The sequence below is a fragment of the Pseudomonas frederiksbergensis genome, assembly GCF_003732705.1.
GTDB classification, from domain to species: Bacteria; Pseudomonadota; Gammaproteobacteria; order Pseudomonadales; family Pseudomonadaceae; genus Aquipseudomonas; species Aquipseudomonas frederiksbergensis_F.
Genome location: NZ_MOBR01000007.1, coordinates 148,631 through 167,404 on the forward strand (window position 1 = coordinate 148,631; position 18,774 = coordinate 167,404).

At 62.7% G+C, this 18,774-nt stretch carries 13 protein-coding genes; all 13 read left to right on the forward strand.

Annotated elements, in window-relative coordinates; genetic code table 11:
• Window positions 1–143 precede the first annotated feature (143 nt).
• Window positions 144–5,927, forward strand: a complete 5,784-nt coding sequence (mnxG, locus tag BK667_RS08500; RefSeq protein ID WP_123597331.1) for a manganese-oxidizing multicopper oxidase MnxG — start codon at window positions 144–146, stop codon at window positions 5,925–5,927.
• A 351-nt stretch (window positions 5,928–6,278) separates the two neighbouring features.
• Window positions 6,279–8,231 (forward strand): YncE family protein, encoded by a 1,953-nt coding sequence (locus BK667_RS08505; RefSeq protein ID WP_123597332.1) that lies wholly within the window; start codon window positions 6,279–6,281, stop codon window positions 8,229–8,231.
• A gap of 13 nt (window positions 8,232–8,244) precedes the next feature.
• Entirely contained in the window at window positions 8,245–8,898 is a 654-nt protein-coding gene (locus BK667_RS08510) for an SCO family protein (RefSeq protein WP_123597333.1), read from the forward strand.
• Window positions 8,895–9,515, forward strand: coding sequence for an SCO family protein (locus tag BK667_RS08515; RefSeq protein ID WP_123597334.1), 621 nt, complete (start codon window positions 8,895–8,897; stop codon window positions 9,513–9,515). Before BK667_RS08510 ends, BK667_RS08515 begins: the two co-directional genes overlap by 4 nt.
• A 9-nt stretch (window positions 9,516–9,524) precedes the next feature.
• Window positions 9,525–11,066: a cytochrome c/ABC transporter substrate-binding protein gene (locus tag BK667_RS08520; RefSeq protein WP_123597335.1), complete on the forward strand. Its 1,542-nt coding sequence runs from the start codon at window positions 9,525–9,527 to the stop codon at window positions 11,064–11,066.
• Between the two features lie 15 nt (window positions 11,067–11,081).
• Window positions 11,082–12,029: a peptidylprolyl isomerase gene (locus BK667_RS08525; RefSeq protein WP_123597336.1), complete on the forward strand. Its 948-nt coding sequence runs from the start codon at window positions 11,082–11,084 to the stop codon at window positions 12,027–12,029.
• Between the two features lie 220 nt (window positions 12,030–12,249).
• Complete coding sequence (locus BK667_RS08530; protein ID WP_123513799.1) at window positions 12,250–12,780, forward strand: response regulator; 531 nt, start codon at window positions 12,250–12,252, stop codon at window positions 12,778–12,780.
• 84 nt (window positions 12,781–12,864) lie between these two features.
• Window positions 12,865–14,571, forward strand: a complete 1,707-nt coding sequence (locus BK667_RS08535) for a GspE/PulE family protein (RefSeq protein ID WP_123597337.1) — start codon at window positions 12,865–12,867, stop codon at window positions 14,569–14,571.
• Window positions 14,552–15,355, forward strand: a complete 804-nt coding sequence (locus BK667_RS08540) for a hypothetical protein (protein ID WP_123597338.1) — start codon at window positions 14,552–14,554, stop codon at window positions 15,353–15,355. The genes BK667_RS08535 and BK667_RS08540 overlap by 20 nt, the downstream gene beginning before the upstream one ends.
• 1 nt (window position 15,356) lies before the next feature.
• A complete protein-coding gene (locus BK667_RS08545; RefSeq protein ID WP_123513794.1) occupies window positions 15,357–15,902 on the forward strand; it encodes a PilN domain-containing protein in 546 nt (181 codons plus the stop codon).
• Window positions 15,889–16,437: a type IV pilus inner membrane component PilO gene (locus BK667_RS08550; protein WP_123597339.1), complete on the forward strand. Its 549-nt coding sequence runs from the start codon at window positions 15,889–15,891 to the stop codon at window positions 16,435–16,437. Before BK667_RS08545 ends, BK667_RS08550 begins: the two co-directional genes overlap by 14 nt.
• Entirely contained in the window at window positions 16,437–16,943 is a 507-nt protein-coding gene (locus BK667_RS08555) for a hypothetical protein (RefSeq protein ID WP_123597340.1), read from the forward strand. The genes BK667_RS08550 and BK667_RS08555 overlap by 1 nt, the downstream gene beginning before the upstream one ends.
• Window positions 16,940–18,772 carry a secretin GspD/PilQ domain-containing protein gene (locus BK667_RS08560; protein WP_123597341.1) on the forward strand — a complete coding sequence of 611 codons (1,833 nt, stop codon included), beginning with the start codon at window positions 16,940–16,942 and terminating at the stop codon, window positions 18,770–18,772. The genes BK667_RS08555 and BK667_RS08560 overlap by 4 nt, the downstream gene beginning before the upstream one ends.
• Window positions 18,773–18,774: the final 2 nt, after the last annotated feature.

Genomic DNA, 18,774 nt, shown 5'->3' on the forward strand with positions numbered 1-18,774 from the left:
GAATGGGTGGGGAATTTCCCCCGGCTTATCAACTCGTTTCTCTAACTGACTGATAAACCGAATAATTTTTTATGGCATGCGGATTGCTCAACCGGAGTTGTCGAGAACTATTCCTGTGAGCACCCACAGCGAGGCCCGTGATCATGACCGGCATACACCACATTCCGTCCTTGTTAAGTTGGCTGCTGCTGGCAGCATCGGTGCTGGGCATCGAGATGGCCGAAGCGGCCGTGCGTTGCGAGCGCAATCTGGTGGCGAACGTCGTGGCGTTTGATCAGCCGCTGATGTTCAACCGCCTCGGCGCACAGAACGCCAACGGCATGATGTTCGCCCTGCGCCGCGATGTGGTCGATGATCACGACCGCTCCCTGGCGCTGGGTGGTTCGGCGGTGCCGGGCAAGGTGTCGCTGCGTCCCGACAAGCGTCCACGGCCGCTGGTATTGCGCGTCGCCGCCGGTGACTGCCTGACCGTCAACCTGCAAAACCTGCTGGCCTATCAGGCCAACCCCGGCAGTCACGAAAGCGGGGAAGAGGAGGAGGGTACAGTCGGCAATAACGACGATTTCAAAGTTGACGAGCAAGTCACCGACCGTCATGTCGGCTTCCAGGTCAACGGCTTGCAGGCGGTCAACAGCATAGATGACATCGCGTCCTACACCGGGCGCAACGCCAACTCCCTGATTGCCCCCGGCGCCACCCGTTCCTACACCTTGTACGCCGAGCGCGAAGGCGCATTCGCCGCCAGCAGTCGCGGCGCGACCTTCGGTGGTGAGGGTGACGCGGGCAACGTCGCCAACGGTCTGTTCGGCGAAGTGGTGGTGGTGCCCAAGGGCGGCCGCACCTATCGCAACACCGTCACCGAAGAAGAAATGCGCCTGGCCAGCACCGGTCGCACGCCGACCGGTCAGCCGATTGTCGACTACCAGGCGCGCTACCCGCAGCGCGAGCCGTGGATCCGTGAAGGCAAGGCCGGCACGCCGATCATTGGCATGGTCGATGGCAATGAAATCATTTCCAGCGAAAGCGATGCGATCGTGATGGGCAGCAACGCCGACGGCAGCTTCCCGCCCTCGACCTATCCGCTGGAAGCCGTCGGCAAACGCAACCCGGCGATCCCCAATCGGCTGGAGCCGTTCCGCGATTTTGCCTCGCAGTTTCAGGATGAAACCGCCGCCACCCAAGCGTTCCCCGCGTATTGGGCCGATCCGGTGATGGCCCATGTGCTGGAGCCGACCCGGGATTCGTTCATGATCAACTACGGCTCCGGCGGCATGGGCGCTGAAGTGGTGGCCAACCGCTTGGGCGTCGGGCCGATGCACGATTGCCTGTCCTGCGCCTATGAAGAATTCTTCCTCAGTTCCCACACCGTCGGTGACGTGGCGATGCTGGTGGACGTGCCGGCCAACGTCGGCCTGGAAAACATTCGTCCCGGCGAAACGCCCCGCGCCGATCAGGTCGGGGTCAAGGCGACCATGGCGCTGTATCCGTCCGAGCCGGCCAACGTCAACCACAGCTATATCGGTGACTTCGTCAAATTCCGCAACACCCATAACGGCCACGAACAGCATATTTTTCACCTGCACGGCCATCAGTGGCTGTTCAACCCGAACGACGATAATTCTGACTACGTGGACGCCCAGGGCATCGGCCCGGGCGCCGGCTACACCTACGAAATCGCCAACGGCGGGTCGGGCAACCGCAACCGCGTGGCCGGCGATGCGATTTATCACTGCCACTTCTATCCGCATTTTGCCCAGGGCATGTGGAGCATGTGGCGGGTGCACGATGTGTTTGAGGAAGGCACCAAACTCGAAGTGTCCCAGCAGGGCGCCGACGGTTATCACAGCGAACCCTACGCCTTGCGCAGCGGCAAACCGGCCGCAGGTGCCCGGGCCTTGCCTGATGGCGAGATTGTCGCCGGGACGCCGATCCCTGCGGTCGTACCGCTGCCGGGCAAAGCCATGGCGCCGATGCCGGGCAAAGTCGCCGTGGTGCCGAAAATCGGTGAAACCCTGGTGGCCGATGATGACGGCGAACATCAGGGCGGTGGCGCTCAAGCCATCGGTTCCCTGGCCCTGGTGGATCGCAGCGAAGCCAATCGTAATGCCGACGGCAGCCTGAAAAACCCCGGCTATCCGTTCTGGATCGGCGGCATGGAAAGTTCGGTGGGCCAACGTCCGCCAACACCACCGCTGGACATGCTCGACGCCGCCAAGGCGCAATCCTTGAAGGCCAGCGGCAAGGCCTTGTGGGCTAACCTCGACCCGGCGCAATCCGGCGGTTGGGATGGCGGTCTGGGCCGGCATTCCCTGGACGGTTTCTCCTCCGGTGGCCTGGCGCACACCGTGACCACGTCCCTGGATTTCTCCAAGGAAGTGACCCGGGCCAAACCGATCTACATGCCGGAAGAGGGCACCGAAGTCGAACAAGCGGCCATGGCCTTCCACGCGAAAAAGGATCACCCAAGCTTTGCGCTGCTGCCCGGTAATCAAATCGTGGCCAAGGCGTTCCGCACCAACGGCGCGTTGCCGATTGCCGGTGCGCCGTACTACGAACCGTGCATGGACGACCGGCAAAAACGCTTGACCGCCAGCGCCGGCACCGGTGAATTCAACAGTGGTGAGCGGGCCGATGGCATGTCCTTCACCGGTTCCTCGACCTTCACCGCTGACCGTCCGCGCATCTACAAAGCCGCGAACATCCAGTTCGACGCGGTGTACAACAAGGTCGGCTACCACTTCCCGCAAGCGCGCATCCTCGCCCTGTGGGAAGACGCCTGGCCGGTGATCACCAAACAGCGTCCGCCAGAGCCTCTGGTGATGCGCATGAACACCTTCGACTGCGTGCAATACCAGCAAACCAACCTGGTGCCGGCCACCTATGAAATGGACGACTATCAGGTGCGCACGCCGACCGACGTGATCGGCCAGCACATTCACCTGCCGAAGTGGGACCTGACCGCCGCCGACGGTTCGGCCAACGGCTGGAACTATGAAGACGGCGTGCTCTCACCCGGCGCCGTGCAAGAGCGCATCCACGCGATTCGCGAGTTCAACCAGTGCCAAGGCACCGATCCGCGCGATGGCACACCGGCCTGCCCGAAAGCCAAGACTCACCCGTTCTTCGGCCAGTATGGCCGCGCGGATTGGCTGGGCGCGCGCACGGCGATGCAGCGCTGGTTTGTCGATCCGGTGGTGAACAGCAAAGGCGTCGACCGTGGCCTGGGGACCATTTTCACCCACGACCACCTGGGTCCATCGACGCACCAACAGATTGGCTTGTACGCCACGGTGCTGGCCGAGCCGGCCGGTTCCACCTGGTTCCACGCCGAAACCGGCGAGCCGTTGTACAGCGGCGCGCGGCAGGATGGCGGGCCGACCTCGTGGCAAGCGGTGGTGTCCACCGGCGATCTGGACGGCGACGGCAAGAACGACAGCTTCCGTGAGTTCTTCCTCGAATACAGCGACTTCCAGCACGCCTATGAAGCCGGGGTGTACGTCGGCGCCGGCCCGAATGGGGTCCCTAATCCACAAGCGTTCCCGGCCACTGCGGACAGCTTCCGCTACGCGATCAACCCTCCGGTGCGCAAGGAAGCCGCGACCCTGCTTGAGCAGGTGGTCGAAGCCCGTGGTGGACTGACGCCCGGCTGCCCAAGCCGACCATGCCCGCAAGCCATCTCGGTGGATGATCCCGGCATGTTCGTGGTCAATTACCGCAACGAACCTCTGGCCCTGCGGGTGTACGACCCGAACAAGGTCGGCCCGGACGGTAAGCGCGGCATGCAGGCCGACGGCCTCGGCGGCGACCTCGCGTACGCCATGCAAAGCCGCACCGACCGCGCGATCCCGGCGATGAACCTGGCGCCGAATCTGGTCACTGCAGCCACCGGCCCAACGGGCGGCACCACGCTGTTCCCGCCGCACATCAACAAGGGCGGCGCCGAACCGGGCGACCCATTCACCCCGATGCTGCGCACCTACACCGGTGACAACGTGCGGCTGCGGGTGCATGCCGGCGGTCATGAAGAAGAGCACAACGTGACCCTGCACGGCGTGAAGTGGCTGCAAAGCGGTTCCGGTTTCGGCAACAGCTCCAACTCCGGCTGGCGCTCGTCGCAGATGATCGGGATCTCCGAGCAGATGGGTTTTATTGCACCGGTCTCGATGCTCTCCAGTTCGGCGGCGACCACCGGGGATTATTTGTACTCGATGGACGCCTCCCTGGAAGGCTACTGGAGCGGAATCTGGGGCGTGATGCGCAACTACACGGCCCAGCGCAACGACCTGTTCGCCCTGCCGAACAACCCGAAACCGGCGGGCATGCGCAACACCGTGGCGTTCGACGGCAGTTGCCCACGGATCGGCGCCAACCCCAATGGCATCGGCACCCGGCCTACCATGCAGCGCAACTATGAGGTGGTCGCGGCGCTGGCCAATGACATCCTCGGTAACCCGCTGGGCCTGACTATCGGCGACCCGGCGGGGCTCGGTCAGCACGTTGGCGGGCCGTTGAATCCGGCGGGTGGCACGTTGGTCTACAACTCGCGGGCGGTGAGCATTCCCCAGGTCACCGTGACCGATCCTGAGGATGGCGAAACCTTCACCATCGGCGGGCAAAGCGGGCCGTTGCATGACCCGACGGCGATCCTCTATGTGCGCAAGTCTGACCTCGACCCGGTCACCGGCAAGTTGAAACCCGGTGTGCCTGTGGAACCGCTGGTGCTGCGCGCCGCTGCGGGTGACTGCATCAACATTACCCTGGAAAACCGCCTGCCCAGTGTCATGCCGGACCTGACTCAGACGGCGGTGATGCAAGGCATGGTCAAGCGTGATCGCAACGGTGGCGAAGGTTCGACGACCTTCAGCAACAACCTGATGCGGCCGTCCAGCACGGTGGGTCTGCATGCGCAACTACTGGCTTATGACATCACCAAATCCGACGGCACCAACGTCGGCGCCAACCCGATCCAGACCGTGCCGCCAAGGGCGGGTAACACCGGTGCGTACCCGACCCGGACCTATCAGTACTACGCCGGGCACCTGGAACGCGAAGGCAAACCGATCTCGCAACTGGGCCGCAGTGTCGACAACATCAACGCCACGGCGGTGGAGTTCGGTGGGTTGAATTTCACCCCGGCGGACGTCATCAAGCAGCCGCAGAAAGGCTTGGGTGGTGCAATGAGTATCCTGCCGATCGGCGCCACTTGGGTTGACGACACGCGCAAAGTGTCGGCGACAGTCACTGCCCCTGGACAGACGACCTATCGCGACTTTGCGATGGTCTGGCAGAAGGCGTTGAACATGCGCTGGGCCAACGGTCGGCCGGTGGAAGGCATCGCCTCTGAAGGCAGCGGTGTGCCGACCGATCCCCAGGACAACTCGAGCATGGCGATCAACTACAAGACCGAGCCGATGTGGTACCGCTTCGGCCTGGCGCCGGACGCGCCGTTCGGTCACGCCGACGGCAACGGCTATGGCGACGTGCCCAACGCGCACATGGCCTACAGCAATGCGCTGGTGGGCGGCGATCCACAGACGCCGGTGCTGTATGTGAAACCGGGGCAACCGTTCCGCACGCACATCCTGATGCCGACCGGGGGTAGCCGTGGCTCGACCTTCCAGCTTGATGGGCATGTGTGGTCGGTCAACCCGTTCCAGTCGGAGAAGAGCGATACCGGTGGTTATCCAATGAGTACGCCGGGTGTGGGTTCGGTGCGGTTCGGCTACAACCCGATGTCGATGTACATCGGCGCCCACGAAAGCATCCTGCCGGCGGCGCACTTCAGCTTCATGCACCCGAGCGCCGGGGGCAGCAATGCGATACCGGGCGACTACCTGTTCCACGACTACGCCGCCTATGGCAACACCGCCGGGTTGTGGGGATTGCTGCGGGTGACCAATGAACCCGAACCGGCGCCGGCCCCATAGGTGTGGCGGATGAAGCCATCGCGAGCAAGCTTTGCTCCCACAGGCGCCGTAGACCTGTAGGAGCGAGGCTTGCCCGCGAAGGGAACGACTCGGTGTAGGCGGTGTTGCAGATGACGCCTTCGCGGGCAGGCTCGCTCCCACAAGGGGCGCCGTTTCTGTAGGAGCGAGGCTTGCCCGCGAAGGGAACGACTCGGTGTAGGCGGTGTGGCAGATGACGCCTTCGCGGGCAAGCCTCGCTCCTACAGGTGAAGGGAACGACTCGGTGTAGGCGGTGTGGCAGATGACGCTTTCGCGGGCAAGCCTCGCTCCTACAGGGGGATGGCGTGGCAGAGACGGTAAGGGAGAGGCGGTATGAACAGAACAATAAGAATCGCCGGGTGTGCGCTGGTTGTCGCGGTGGTGCTGCTGTGGCTGGGCATCTGGCGCACGGCGCCGCCGACGCTGCTCAGTGAGGTCGCTTTGCCGGACACCTGGAGCGGGCAACAACTGGCCCGTGACGGGGTGGTGGTGGACTTCAAGGTGCAAGCACTGGCCGAGGACGGTGTGCTGCGTGAAGGCGGGTTTGCCGATGTGCAATTCCGGGTTACCGACAGCAACTCGGGCCAGCCGCTGTCGGGGGTAAATCCCGGCGCCTGGCTTGACCCGGAAACCCTCGCCGCCGACCAGGCCCAGGGCCGTGAACAGAGCTGCAAATCCCGAGTCGGGGTGTTTCTCAAATCCAGTATCGGCGCACGTCCCATGCTCGACTTGAACAGCTATTTCCTGCTGGTGATGAACCGCGATGCCAGCGTCTCAGTGGTCGATCCATCGGTGTCGGTCGGCGGCATCACCAGCACCATGGCCCGGATCGATCTCAAGCAACCGCCAATGGATTGGGTCACCACCAAAGACAACAAACGCGTGTTCATCTCGATGCCCACCGCCGGCGAAGTGGCGGTCATCGACAGCGAGCAATTCAAACAGATCGACTCGGTCGCCGCAGGCAACAACCCGGTGCGCGTGGCCCTGCAACCGGACGAGCGTCTGCTGTGGGTCGGTAACAATGGGCAAAAGGCCGAACAGTCCGGCGTCACGGTGATCGACAGCCGCAGCCTCAAAACCCTGAAACACCTCACCACCGGCCGTGGTCACCATGAAATCGCCTTCAGCAAGGACAGCCGCCATGCCTTCGTCACCAACCGCGACGACGGCACCCTGAGCATCATCGACATCGCCAGCCTGACCATCAGCCAACAACTCAAGACCGGCTCACACCCGTTGTCGGTGGCGTACTCACCCCTGTCCCAAGCGGTGTACGTCACCGACGGCCAGGACGGCAGCGTGACGGTGGTGGATACCGCCAGCCTGGCAGTACGGCGGGTGATCAAGCTAAGCCAAGGCCTGGGCCCGATGGATTTCAGCGCCGACGGCCGCTTCGGCGTAGTGCTCAACACATTGGAGAACCGCGCCGAAATCATCGACGCCGCCACCCATTCGCGGATCCACAGCATCGATGTTTCCGCCGAGCCCTATCAAGTGGTGTTCACCAAGGCCTACGCCTATGTGCGCGGACTCGCCTCGGCCAAGGTGACCATGATCAATCTGGCGTCTCTGGGCGAAGGTCGCACGCCGATCAGCCAGGGTTTCGAAGCCGGGCCCCAGGCACCACGCCTGGCCGGTGATTTGCCGCTGGCGTCGAGCCTGGCAGTGTCCCGGGACGACAACGCCGTGTTCGTGGTCAACCCGGTGGACAACACCACCTACTTCTACGCCGAAGGCATGAACGCGCCGATGTCCGGCTACCCCAATCGCGGGCAAGTGGCGCGGGCGGCGATGGTCATCGACCGCAGCCTGCGGGAAGTCGAGCCAGGGCTGTACAGCGCGCGGATCAAACTGCCCCAGGCCGGGCGCTTCGACGTGGCGTTCCTGCTCAACCAACCGAACATCATTCACTGCTTCAGCGCCCTGGTGGAGCCGGACAAAAACCTCGCCCGGCACCCCGGCGTGCCGAAGGTGGAATTCATGCTCGACAAATCAACGGCCGACCTGGGCGACCCGTATGTCGTGCGTTTTCGCATCGTTGAGGGCAAGCAGAAAACCCAACGCAGCGGGGTCAAGGATGTACAGGTGCGCTACTTCCTCGCCCCGACGTCCCGGGCCCAGGAAGTCGCGGCGCTGGATGTCGGCAACGGTGTGTATGAAGCGCCGGTGACCCTCGACCAGAGCGGCGCCTGGTACCTGCACGTACGCGCGGCCTCCCTGGGCGCGAATTTCGATGACACGACCTTTGCCAGCGTTCGGGTACTGCCCGGCGATGCCCACTGAAGAGGAAACCGACATGAACCGATTCGCACACCGTGGCTTGTTGACGTTCTGCCTGTTGGCCACCGGCATCGGCCAGGCCCTGGCGCACTCGGCGGATGAACATACCGGGCACAACGCGCCACCGGCCAAGACCCAGGAAAGCGCCCAGGTGAAATTCGCTGACGTCGCGCTGGTGGACCAGAACGGCAAACCGGTACGCCTGGAAAAAGACCTGGTGACCAACAAAATCGTGGTCATGGGCTTCATCTACACCAGCTGCACCACGGTGTGCCCGGTGGTGTCGTCGATCATGGGCAAGGTGCAGAAACAACTCGGCGCGCGGGTTGGCAAAGAGGTGCAACTGGTGTCGATCAGCATCGATCCCCAGCGCGATGACCCCAAACGCTTGAACGAATACGCCCGCAGTTTCCAGAACGGTCCGGGCTGGAGCTGGCTCACCGGCAGCCCGCAATCGGTGACCGAAACCCTCAAGGGCCTCGGTACTTTCAGCGGCGATTTCAAGAACCACGCACCGCTGATCATGGTCGGCGACGGCAACAGCCGCCACTGGACCCGTTATTACGGCTTCACCGACCCGACGGTGCTGACCCGTGAAGTGGAAAAACTCAGCGGCCAACGCAATGCCCACGCCAAACACACCGCAATCGCCATGGAGACGCAGCCATGAAAGCCCTGATTTTGATCTTCCTGACCATGTGCTTTTGTGTGATCAGTTTTTTTGCGTTTTCCCACGAACAGCACGAAGAGCCAACGCCGATAACGGCCGCCGCTGCACCGGCAACCGGCACTCGCGACGCGAAAACCTGGTTCACCGATACGCCATTGCAGGACCAGAACGGCAACACCCTGCGTTTCTATAGCGATGCCCTGCAAAACCGTGTGGTGCTGCTGAATGTGATTTTCACCAGCTGCACCGATGCCTGCCCGCTGATCACCCGCAAGCTCAAGGAAGTGCGCGAAGTGCTGGGCGACAAGGCTGACGGCATCACCTTTATTTCCCTTACCAGTGATCCGCTGCGGGACACCCCGGCGGTACTCAAGGCTTACACCTTGAAGCAGGGCGTCGATGGCCCGCACTGGCTTTTTTTAACCGGCGACAAGGCGCAAATGGAGCTGGTCCTGGGCCGCATCGGCCAGATCGTGCCGACCCCCGAGCAACATTCCACGCAATTGATTGTGGGTGACGTGGCCAACAAACGCTGGAGCAAGATCCGCCCCGATGCCCCGGCTGCCGCGATTGCCCAGCGCTTGCAGTTGCTGACAATGCCTGTGGTCGGTCGCTGAGTCCGGGCCATGAACATTGCCCTCCTGATCCTTCTCGCCAGCCTTAGCCTGAGCTCTAGTGCGTTGCCGCTGAGCCCCAGCGAAAGTGCGGGCAAGCGCCTGTACCGCGAAGGGTTGTCGGGCAGTGGTGAACCGGTGATGGCCCGGGTCGGCGCGGCAGACATTGTGCTGCCGGCCAGCAGCCTGCCGTGCGCCAATTGCCACGGCGCCGACGGCCAGGGTCGAGCGGAGGGCGGGGTGCGACCGCCGGACCTGAACTGGTCGCGGCTCAGCAGCCGCTATGGTCAGCAGCAGATCAACGGCCGCGATTACCCGGCCTACACCGAGGGCACGCTGGCCCGGGCGATTCAGGAAGGCCGCGACCCCGGCAACAATCAACTCGACCCGGCGATGCCGCGGTTCGTGCTGTCGATGAAGGATCAGCGGGACCTCAGCGCTTACCTCAAGCGCCTGGGCGAAGACCGCGATCCAGGCTTGAGCGCCGACAGCTTGCACCTGGGCACCTTGTTGCCGAGCCAGGGACCGTTGAGCGATGAAGGCGCAACGGTGGCGGCGGTGCTCCAGGGCAGCGTGGCGCGGATCAACGAGGCAGGCGGGATTCATGGCCGCACTTTGCGCCTGACGATTCTCGATCCCGGCCCGGACCGTGCCAGTGCCGAGCAAGCCCTGGATCGGTTGATCGACCAGGAGCAAGTCTTCGCCCTGATCGCACCGCTGGTTCCGGCGCTGGACACCGAACTGGCCGCACGCCTGGAACGGGCCGGGGTGCCGCTGATCGGGCCGCTGTCGCTGCTCGGCCCGGCTCAGGCCAGCCGGCAGATTTTCGAACCGTTGCCAGGCTTGCGCGATCAATTGATCGCCCTGGCCAACTACGCCACCGACAGCCTGCGGGTGCTGCCAGGGCCGACGCTGATTGCCTACCCGGATGACCCCGGCCAACGACTGGCGGCGCAGAACCTCGGCCAATACTTGCATGATCACGCCTGGCAGGACGTGCGACTGCAAGCCTACGACTCGGCCCAGGACGAGTTGCCACTGGGCTCGCGTTCGGTGTTTTACCTGGGCAGCAGCGGCGGCTTCAGTCGCCTGGCCGAGCGCTTGCAGACGGCGGGGCAGGTGCCTTACCTGTTCGCCGCGTCGAATCAGGTGGCGGGGGATTTACTGCAAGTGCCCAGCGGGTTTTCCCGGCGGGTATTCCTTGCCTACCCGTTCGTGCCCAGCGACTGGACCCAGGCCGGGCGTATCGCCCTGACCGTGTTGCGTGAACATCAAGGCCTCGGCGGTGAACACGCGGTGCTGCAAGTGGGCGCGTTCAGTTCGATGCTGCTGTTCAGCGAAGGCATGAAGCAGGCCGGTCGCGATGCCAGCCGCGAAAAACTTATCAGCGCCCTCGAAGGCCTGCACGACTTCGACACCGGACTGACCCCGCTGATCAGCTTCGGCCCCGGGCGCCGACTGGGCCTGAGCGGCGCGCATATCGTCACTGTGGACCTGACCGACCAACGCTTTTATCTGGTCGCGCCCTATAAACCCATTGCCGCTACTCCCTGACTGGAGGCTTCGATCATGAAGACGCTACTGTTGCTGCTGATGCTTTGGGTTCCCATGGCCTTCAGTAATAACGAGCCGGCCGCGGCGCGGGTCAATGGCGCGCAGATTTCCGAGTTTCGCCTGGAGCGCTATTTCGCCGAATTCCTGGAGGACCAGGGCCGGGCGGTGGCCAGCATTCGCAATCCCAAGGCCTACAAGCAACTGCGTCAGGCCGCCCTCGATGCACTGATCGACAAAGAGTTGTTGTGGCAGGAAGCGCTCAAGCGCGGGGTGGTGATCAGCGATGTCACGGTGCAAAGCCAAGTGGCGCTGACCCGTCAGGCCATCGGTGGCGCCGAGGTGTTCGCCCGCAAGCTGCAAGACGCCGGTTTCGATGAGGCGGGTTTTGCCGAATACACCCGCCGCGAACTGGCCGCCCAAGAGGTATTCGCCGACCTCACCCGCGTCGCCGAGCCGGACGAAAAACAGGTCAAAGCCTTTTTTGAAGAGCACCGCGCCGAGCTGAGCAGCCCCGAGCAAATCCAGGCACGGCACATCCTGATCAAAGTGCCCCAAGGCGCCGATGCCGCCACAGTCGAAGCCGCGCGACTACGCTTAGATGAGTTACGGGTACAAATCGTCGGGGGCGCGGACTTTGCCAGCGTCGCCCGCAGCGGTTCCGAAGACGTTTCAGCCAGTGCTGGCGGGGACTTGGGCTATTTCATGCGTGGGCGCATGATGCCTGAATTCGAAGCGGCGGCGTTCGCCCTGAAGCCGGGTCAGCTTAGTGAACCGGTGCGCACGCAGGTCGGCTGGCATTTGATTTATTTACAGAACCACCAGGAGGCGGCCGATGTCACAGAGGAGCAGGGGCTTCAAACAGTCAGGGCGTACCTTGCCCGACAGCAAAAGGCCCAGGCTCGTCGAGACGTTCTGGCGCGACTTCGATCCAGTAATCGAATCGAGCGGATTGACGATGATTGAACGTTCCCCCCCAATACTGGGGAAAAGCTTCAATGCCAATCCATGCGCTTCCCCGCCTTTGGGGGGAGGGGATTCTGGACGACATGGCATTGTCTTCAAATTCAAGGACATGAAGAGATAAAAATACCGGCGCTCGGCCTGGCATGAAGTGTGCGTTAGCCCTTGTAAGGCACACTCCACCAGGCTCGGTACTCGGACCTGCGGTTTCAAGGAGTCGACCTTGTTAAACAAAATATTGGTTGTCGAAGACGAACAGCTGCTTGCCGAAAACCTCAAGGATTACCTTCAGGCGCAAGAGCTGGAAGTCCGGATTGCTCACGACGGTGCCATGGCAATCGGCGAAGCCGAACGTTTTGCACCTGATGTGATGGTGTTCGATTACCGCTTGCCGGATATGGAAGGCTTTGAGGTGCTCGATGCCGTCCGCCAGAACAGGAAGTGTCATTTTGTGCTGATCACCGGGCACCCAACCGCTGAAGTCTGTGAGCGGGCCCGACAGTTAGGTGTCAGCCATATCCTGTTCAAACCGTTTCCGTTGGCGGAATTGGCCCGTGCAGTCTGCGACCTTCTGGGGATGGAGCGCGAAGCCAAAGCAGGCGTGAGCACCTCCGAAGGTTTTGTCGAACGACGCCAAAGCAGGACCGAGAGTTTCCCGCTGCAGTTGTACGACGGTAGTTGGGTGCTGGCGGATCGCCGACGAACATCGGCCTCGCTGGCACCGGACGACGAACAATTGCTCACCGGGGAGTAGTGGCGCGACACGACGTTCCGGCTCCCGCCGCAATGGCCTGCCGCGCCGACAGGGCTTTAAGCCCCCGGCGTTGGAGAGCAAGCCATGGAACGTCTATCACTTGCCGTCGAACCGGCACCGTTGGAGTCTGTACCGTCACGCTTTTCCAGTGAGCAATTGGCCCAGGCACGAATCCGGGCCGCCAGTTCCGGCGAACGGGTACTGGACGCCCTCGGGGTGTTGTGCGAACTGGCCCCCATGCCGTTTATCCAGTGCCTCGGCGCCACCCTGCATTACCCGGTGCTCGACACCGACACGCTGTTCCAGGCTACCCCGGTATTCGACCGGGTCACCTTGGCCCAATGCATCAAGCGCGAATTCATCCTGCTGCGTCATGCCGACGAAGTCATCGGTGTGTTCGCCGACCCGTTCGATACGTCGCGCCTGGCCTGGATCGACGATTGCCTGCACGGCGCGCCGCTCTATCTGGTGCACGCCGACGACCTGAAAGCCTACCTGGCGCGCCATGAAGAAAGCTTCCATGCCGTGGAGTCGCTCAACGCCCAGGCCGATGCCGGCGTCGAAATCGACAACCTGCAAAGCCTGTCCCTGACCAGCATCAGCGAAGACGCCAGCGTGGTGGTCAAACTGGTCAACTCGACCCTCTACGACGCGCTGAAAATGCACGCCAGCGACATCCACTTGGGCACCACCGGCAGCGGCCTGGTGATCAAGTACCGCATCGACGGCGTGCTGAATAACATCAGCAAGATCCAGGGCAACGAGTTCGCCGAACAGGTGATTTCCCGGGTCAAAGTCATGGCCGAACTGGACATCGGCGAAAAACGCGTGCCTCAGGACGGGCGCTTCAAAATCGGCATCAGCGGTCGGCAGATCGACTTTCGGGTGTCGATCATGCCGAGCATTTTTGGCGAAGACGCGGTGCTGCGGGTACTGGACAAACAGGACCTGGCGGACAAAGTCAGCGGTGTGCAATTGCAGGCCCTGGGCTTTGAAGAAGAAACCCTCAAGCAACTGCGCCGCCTCGCCGCCGAACCCTACGGCATGGTGTTGGTGACCGGTCCCACCGGCAGCGGCAAGACCACCACCCTCTACGCGATGATCACCGAGATCAACCACGGCGTGGACAAGATCATCACCATTGAAGACCCGGTGGAATATCAACTGCCGGGCGTGCTGCAAATTCCTGTGAATGAAAAGAAAGGCCTGACCTTCGCCCGTGGCTTGCGCTCGATCCTGCGCCATGACCCGGACAAGATCATGGTCGGTGAAATCCGCGACCCCGACACTGCGCAAATCGCCGTGCAGTCGGCACTCACCGGGCATTTGGTGTTCACCACCATCCACGCCAACAACGTCTTCGATGTGATCGGCCGCTTTACGCAGATGGAAATCGACCCTTACAGCCTGGTCTCGGCGCTCAACGCGGTGTTGGCCCAGCGGCTGATCCGTCTGGTGTGCGCCAGTTGCAGCGCACCGCACCAGCCGACCGAGGAAGAACTGCAAGCCTCCGGCCTCGATCCGCAACACGTCGGCCACTACCACTTCGTGCACGGCAAGGGCTGCGGCCATTGCCGGGGCACCGGTTATCGCGGGCGTACGGCGATTGCCGAGCTGCTGCACCTGGACGACGAGCTGCGGCAAATGATCGTCGAGCGCCAACCCATTTCGAAAATCAAGGCCCACGCCTGCAAACGTGGCTTGCGCCTGTTGCGCGAATCGGCACTGGACCTGGTGCAAGCGGGGCGGACTACGCTCGAGGAGATCAATCGTGTCACTTTTGTCTCGTGATCGTTATGTGGCCGTGCTCGGCGCCAGTGGCGTCGGCCTCGGCCAGCGCCAGGGCAGCGAAACCCGTTGGCTGGGCAGCGTCGGTTTTATCGACGAAGGCTTCCACGCCTGGGCCGTTGCCCTGGAAACCCTCGACCGTTTGCTCGGCGAACATGCTCGCGCCGGTGCTGAATTGAGCGTGGTCATCTCCGGGCACTTCAGCCGCTTTTGCCTGGTGCCCTGGAGCGACCAGATCAGCAGCCCCGATGAATTGCTCGGCTTCGCCCAGCTGTGTTTCGAAGACCTCTACGGCGTACCGAGCCAACCCTGGCGCCTGGTGCTGTCGGCGGAGCCGGCGGGCTACGACCGGATCGCTTCGGCTTTGCCCCAGGATTTGCTGGAACGCTTGCGCAGCCTGGTCAGCGGTCGCGGTTTGCGCTTGCGTTCGGTGCAGCCGTACCTGATGGCGGCGTTCAACCACTTCGATAAAAGCTTCGACGCCGGGGACTTCCTGTTTGTGGTCGCCGAACCGGTGCGCAGCGTGTTGCTGCTGGCCCGGGAAGGGCGCTGGACTTCGGTGCGTTCGGTGGGCAGCAGCGACAGCGATGCGGCACTGACCGCGTTGATTGGTCGCGAAGGCCAATTGCAGGCGTCCACCAGCGAACGGCCGTTGAACGTCTACCTGCATGCACCGGCGCGGATCGACTCGCAGCCCGATGTTCCCGGTGTGCATCTGAGAACCCTTGAAGAGGACCGGACCAGCGTACGGGATTGCCTGTACGTGATGTCCCGGGCGGTGGCCTGACATGCGCGCCTTGACGCTCGACTTCCAGCCACGCCGCCGCTCCGGTCCTTTGGGCTGGAGTCTGTTGACCGTTGGCGTGGCACTGACCCTGGCGTGCTTTTTCGCCCAGCAGCACCTCGACCAGCAATCCTCGCAACAGCAGGGCCACTTGCAACACGCCCAGCGCGAACTCACCGGCGACACGGGCGGCAAGGTCGGCCTGACCCCGGCCGAAACCCGCGAACAAGCGCAAAACCTCGCCGAAATGCGCAAGGTGTCCCAGCAACTGCGTCGGCCCTGGGAACGTTTGTTCGCCATGCTCGAAGCCATGCCTCGGGATGATATTGCCTTGCTGACCCTGACCCCGGACGCCCGCAAAGGTCAGGTGCGGATCAGCGCCGAAGCGCGGGACCTGGAAGCGATGCTCGAATTTCACCAACGTCTGGAAGCCAGCGACGAGCTGTCGGACGTGTCACTGCTCAGCCACGAAATCGTCGCCAACGTGCCGGAACACCCGGTGCAATTCAACCTGTCGGCGACGTGGGAGATTGGCGATGCGAATCCCTAGACTGATCGTGCACGAATACCTGCAAGGCCTCGGTCTTCCGGGCCTGGCCGGGATGGCGATGGTATCGGTAGCACTGATGTATGCCCTGGCCGGACTGGTGCCGGACTGGCAGTCGCTGCAAACCCTCAGCCAGCAAACCCGCGAAGCCGGCGAGTACCTGGCCAAGGTGGAAGACGGCAGCGTCGCGCCACCGGTGGTGCCGCAACGCCAGCTCGACGACTTTCGCAGCAAGTTGCCGTCCCAGCCTCAAGCCACGGTGGCCATCGACAAGATCTACGCCTTGGCTGCGCTGGAGCACATCACGTTGGCCCGGGGCGAATACTCCCTAGGCATCGACCCCAAGACCCATCTGGCCCGTTACCAAATCCTGCTGCCGGTGCGTGGCAGCTATCCGCAACTGCGGCGCTTCCTCCATGCCTTGCTCGGCCAGTTGCCGGCGGTGGTGGTAGAGGACGTGGAGTTCCAGCGCAAGAAGATCGCCGACACCGACCTGACCGGGCGGATCCGCATGACCCTTTACCTGTCGAGGTCGTGATGAATACCAAACGCGTAGTGGGTTGGGTGGCGTTCTTCGGCGTGGCAGCGGCGCTGGCCTGGTTGCCCGATTACTTGAAACAACCGGAAGACGGCGAGATCAGCGTCGCGTCCGTGGCCACGCCGGCCAAAGGTAAAACACCGGTCGCCACCGCCAGCCTCAAAGCGGCGCCGATCAAGGACTTGAGCCCGTCCGGCGACCTGTTCGCCACCCGCAGTTGGAAGACCGAACCGACCCTGGCCAGCGTCAACGAACAAACCGTCAACCTGACCCCGGTGGTGCAAACCCCAAGCGCCCCCGCAATGCCTTTCCAGTTTGTCGGCAGGCTGCATAACCAATCCGACCTGCAAGTGTTTTTGCAGAACGGCGAAAAAATATACGTCGTACGCAAAGGGGATGTGATCGACGACACCTGGCGGATCGAGGGCATTTCCGATGTGGAATTGAGCCTGGTCTACCTGCCTCTGCATTTGTCCCAGACCTTGTCTGTGGGGAGCACGCAATGAACAGATCCCGTTTGCTGATGAGCCTGTGCCTGAGCACAGTGCTGGCCGCGTGCAGTTCGGCGCAAGTCGCCAACCAAGAAGCGTCCGACCTGATCGAACAAGGGCAGTACGAGGCCGGGTTGGCGCGAATCCAGGAAGGCCTGCGGGAGAACCCTCGGGACACCCAATTGCACTTGCTGCTCAACATCGGGCGGGCCAAAGCGGTGACCTCATTGCTGACCGCCGGTGACGCCGACCGAGCACGTCGGGACGTTCCAGCGGCACGCCTGGCCTACGGCCGGGTGCTGATCATCGAACCGAGCAACCGCCGCGCGCAGGATTCCCTGAAGCAACTCGACTACCTGCGCAGCCAGGACGACAAACTCGAACTGGCCCGGGGCGACCTGCGCCGTGGCGACATCTACGGCGCTGACCGTCAGGTCAAACAGATGCTCGAACTCGACCCGAAAAATGAAGGCGCCCTGGAACTGCAAGGCAGTATCCGCCTGGTCCAGAGCCGCAACGTGGTGCCGTATCCGCAGCTGCGCACGCGTCTGGATCGGCCGGTGACCCTGGAGTTTCGCGACGCCAACCTGAAAACCATTTTCGAAGTGCTGTCCCAGGTCGCCGGGCTGAATTTCATCTTCGACAAGGACCTGCGCCCGGACATGAAAGCCACGATCTTCGTGCGTGACGTGCGCATCGAAGACGCCGTGGAGCTGCTGCTGCAACAGAACCAGTTGCACCAGAAAATCGTCAACGAAAACACCGTTCTGATCTACCCGGACTCGCCGCAGAAGGTCAAGGATTACCAGGAGCTGGTGATGCGCACCTTCTACCTGACCAGCGTCGATGCCAACACCGCGCTGAACATGATCAAAACCATGCTCAAGACCCGCGACGTGTTCGTCGATGAGCGCCTCAACACCTTGACCATGCGCGACACCGAAGACGCGGTGCGCATGGCCGAGAAGTTGCTGCAATCGCAAGATCAGTCCGACCCCGAAGTGGTGCTGGAAGTGGAAGTGATGGAAGTCGCCACCCAGCGGATTCTCGACCTGGGCCTGCAATGGCCGAGCACTTTCGGCGTGGTCAACGGCGACGGTTCGGCGGTGACGATCCTTGATCAACTCAAAGGCATCAACTCCAGCCGGATCTCCATTGCGCCGTCGCCCCAAGCCAAGATCAACGCCCAGGACAACGACATCAACACCCTGGCCAGTCCGGTGATCCGCGTCAGCAACCGCGAACAGGCGCGCATCCACATCGGTCAGCGTGTGCCGATCATCAGCGCCACGTCGGTGCCGTCCACCCAAGGTCCGGTGATTACTGAAAGCGTCACTTACCTCGATGTCGGTTTGAAACTGGAAGTGCAGCCGATCGTGCACTTGAACAACGAAGTGGCGATCAAGATTGCCCTGGAAGTGAGTAACGCCACGCCGCTGGAACCGACCCGTCAGGGCACGATTCCGGTTCAGGTCGACACCCGTAATGCGCAGACCACGTTGCGCCTGCACGACGGCGAAACCCAGATCCTGGCGGGTCTGGTGCGTAACGACCATGGCGCCACCGGCAACAAGATTCCGGGCCTTGGCGACATCCCTGGATTGGGCCGCTTGTTCGGCAGCAACAAGGACACCGTCGGCAAGACCGAACTGGTGTTGTCGATCACTCCACGGATCGTGCGCAACCTGCCGTACCAGAGCCCGTCGGACATGGAATTCCAGACGGGCACCGAAACCAGCATGCACATCCAGGCGCCTGACCGTGGCATGGAATCGGCGATTCGTACCGACGTCATGACCACACCGGTTGCGTCGTCCGCCCACGTTGTCGTCGAGAAGCCTTGATC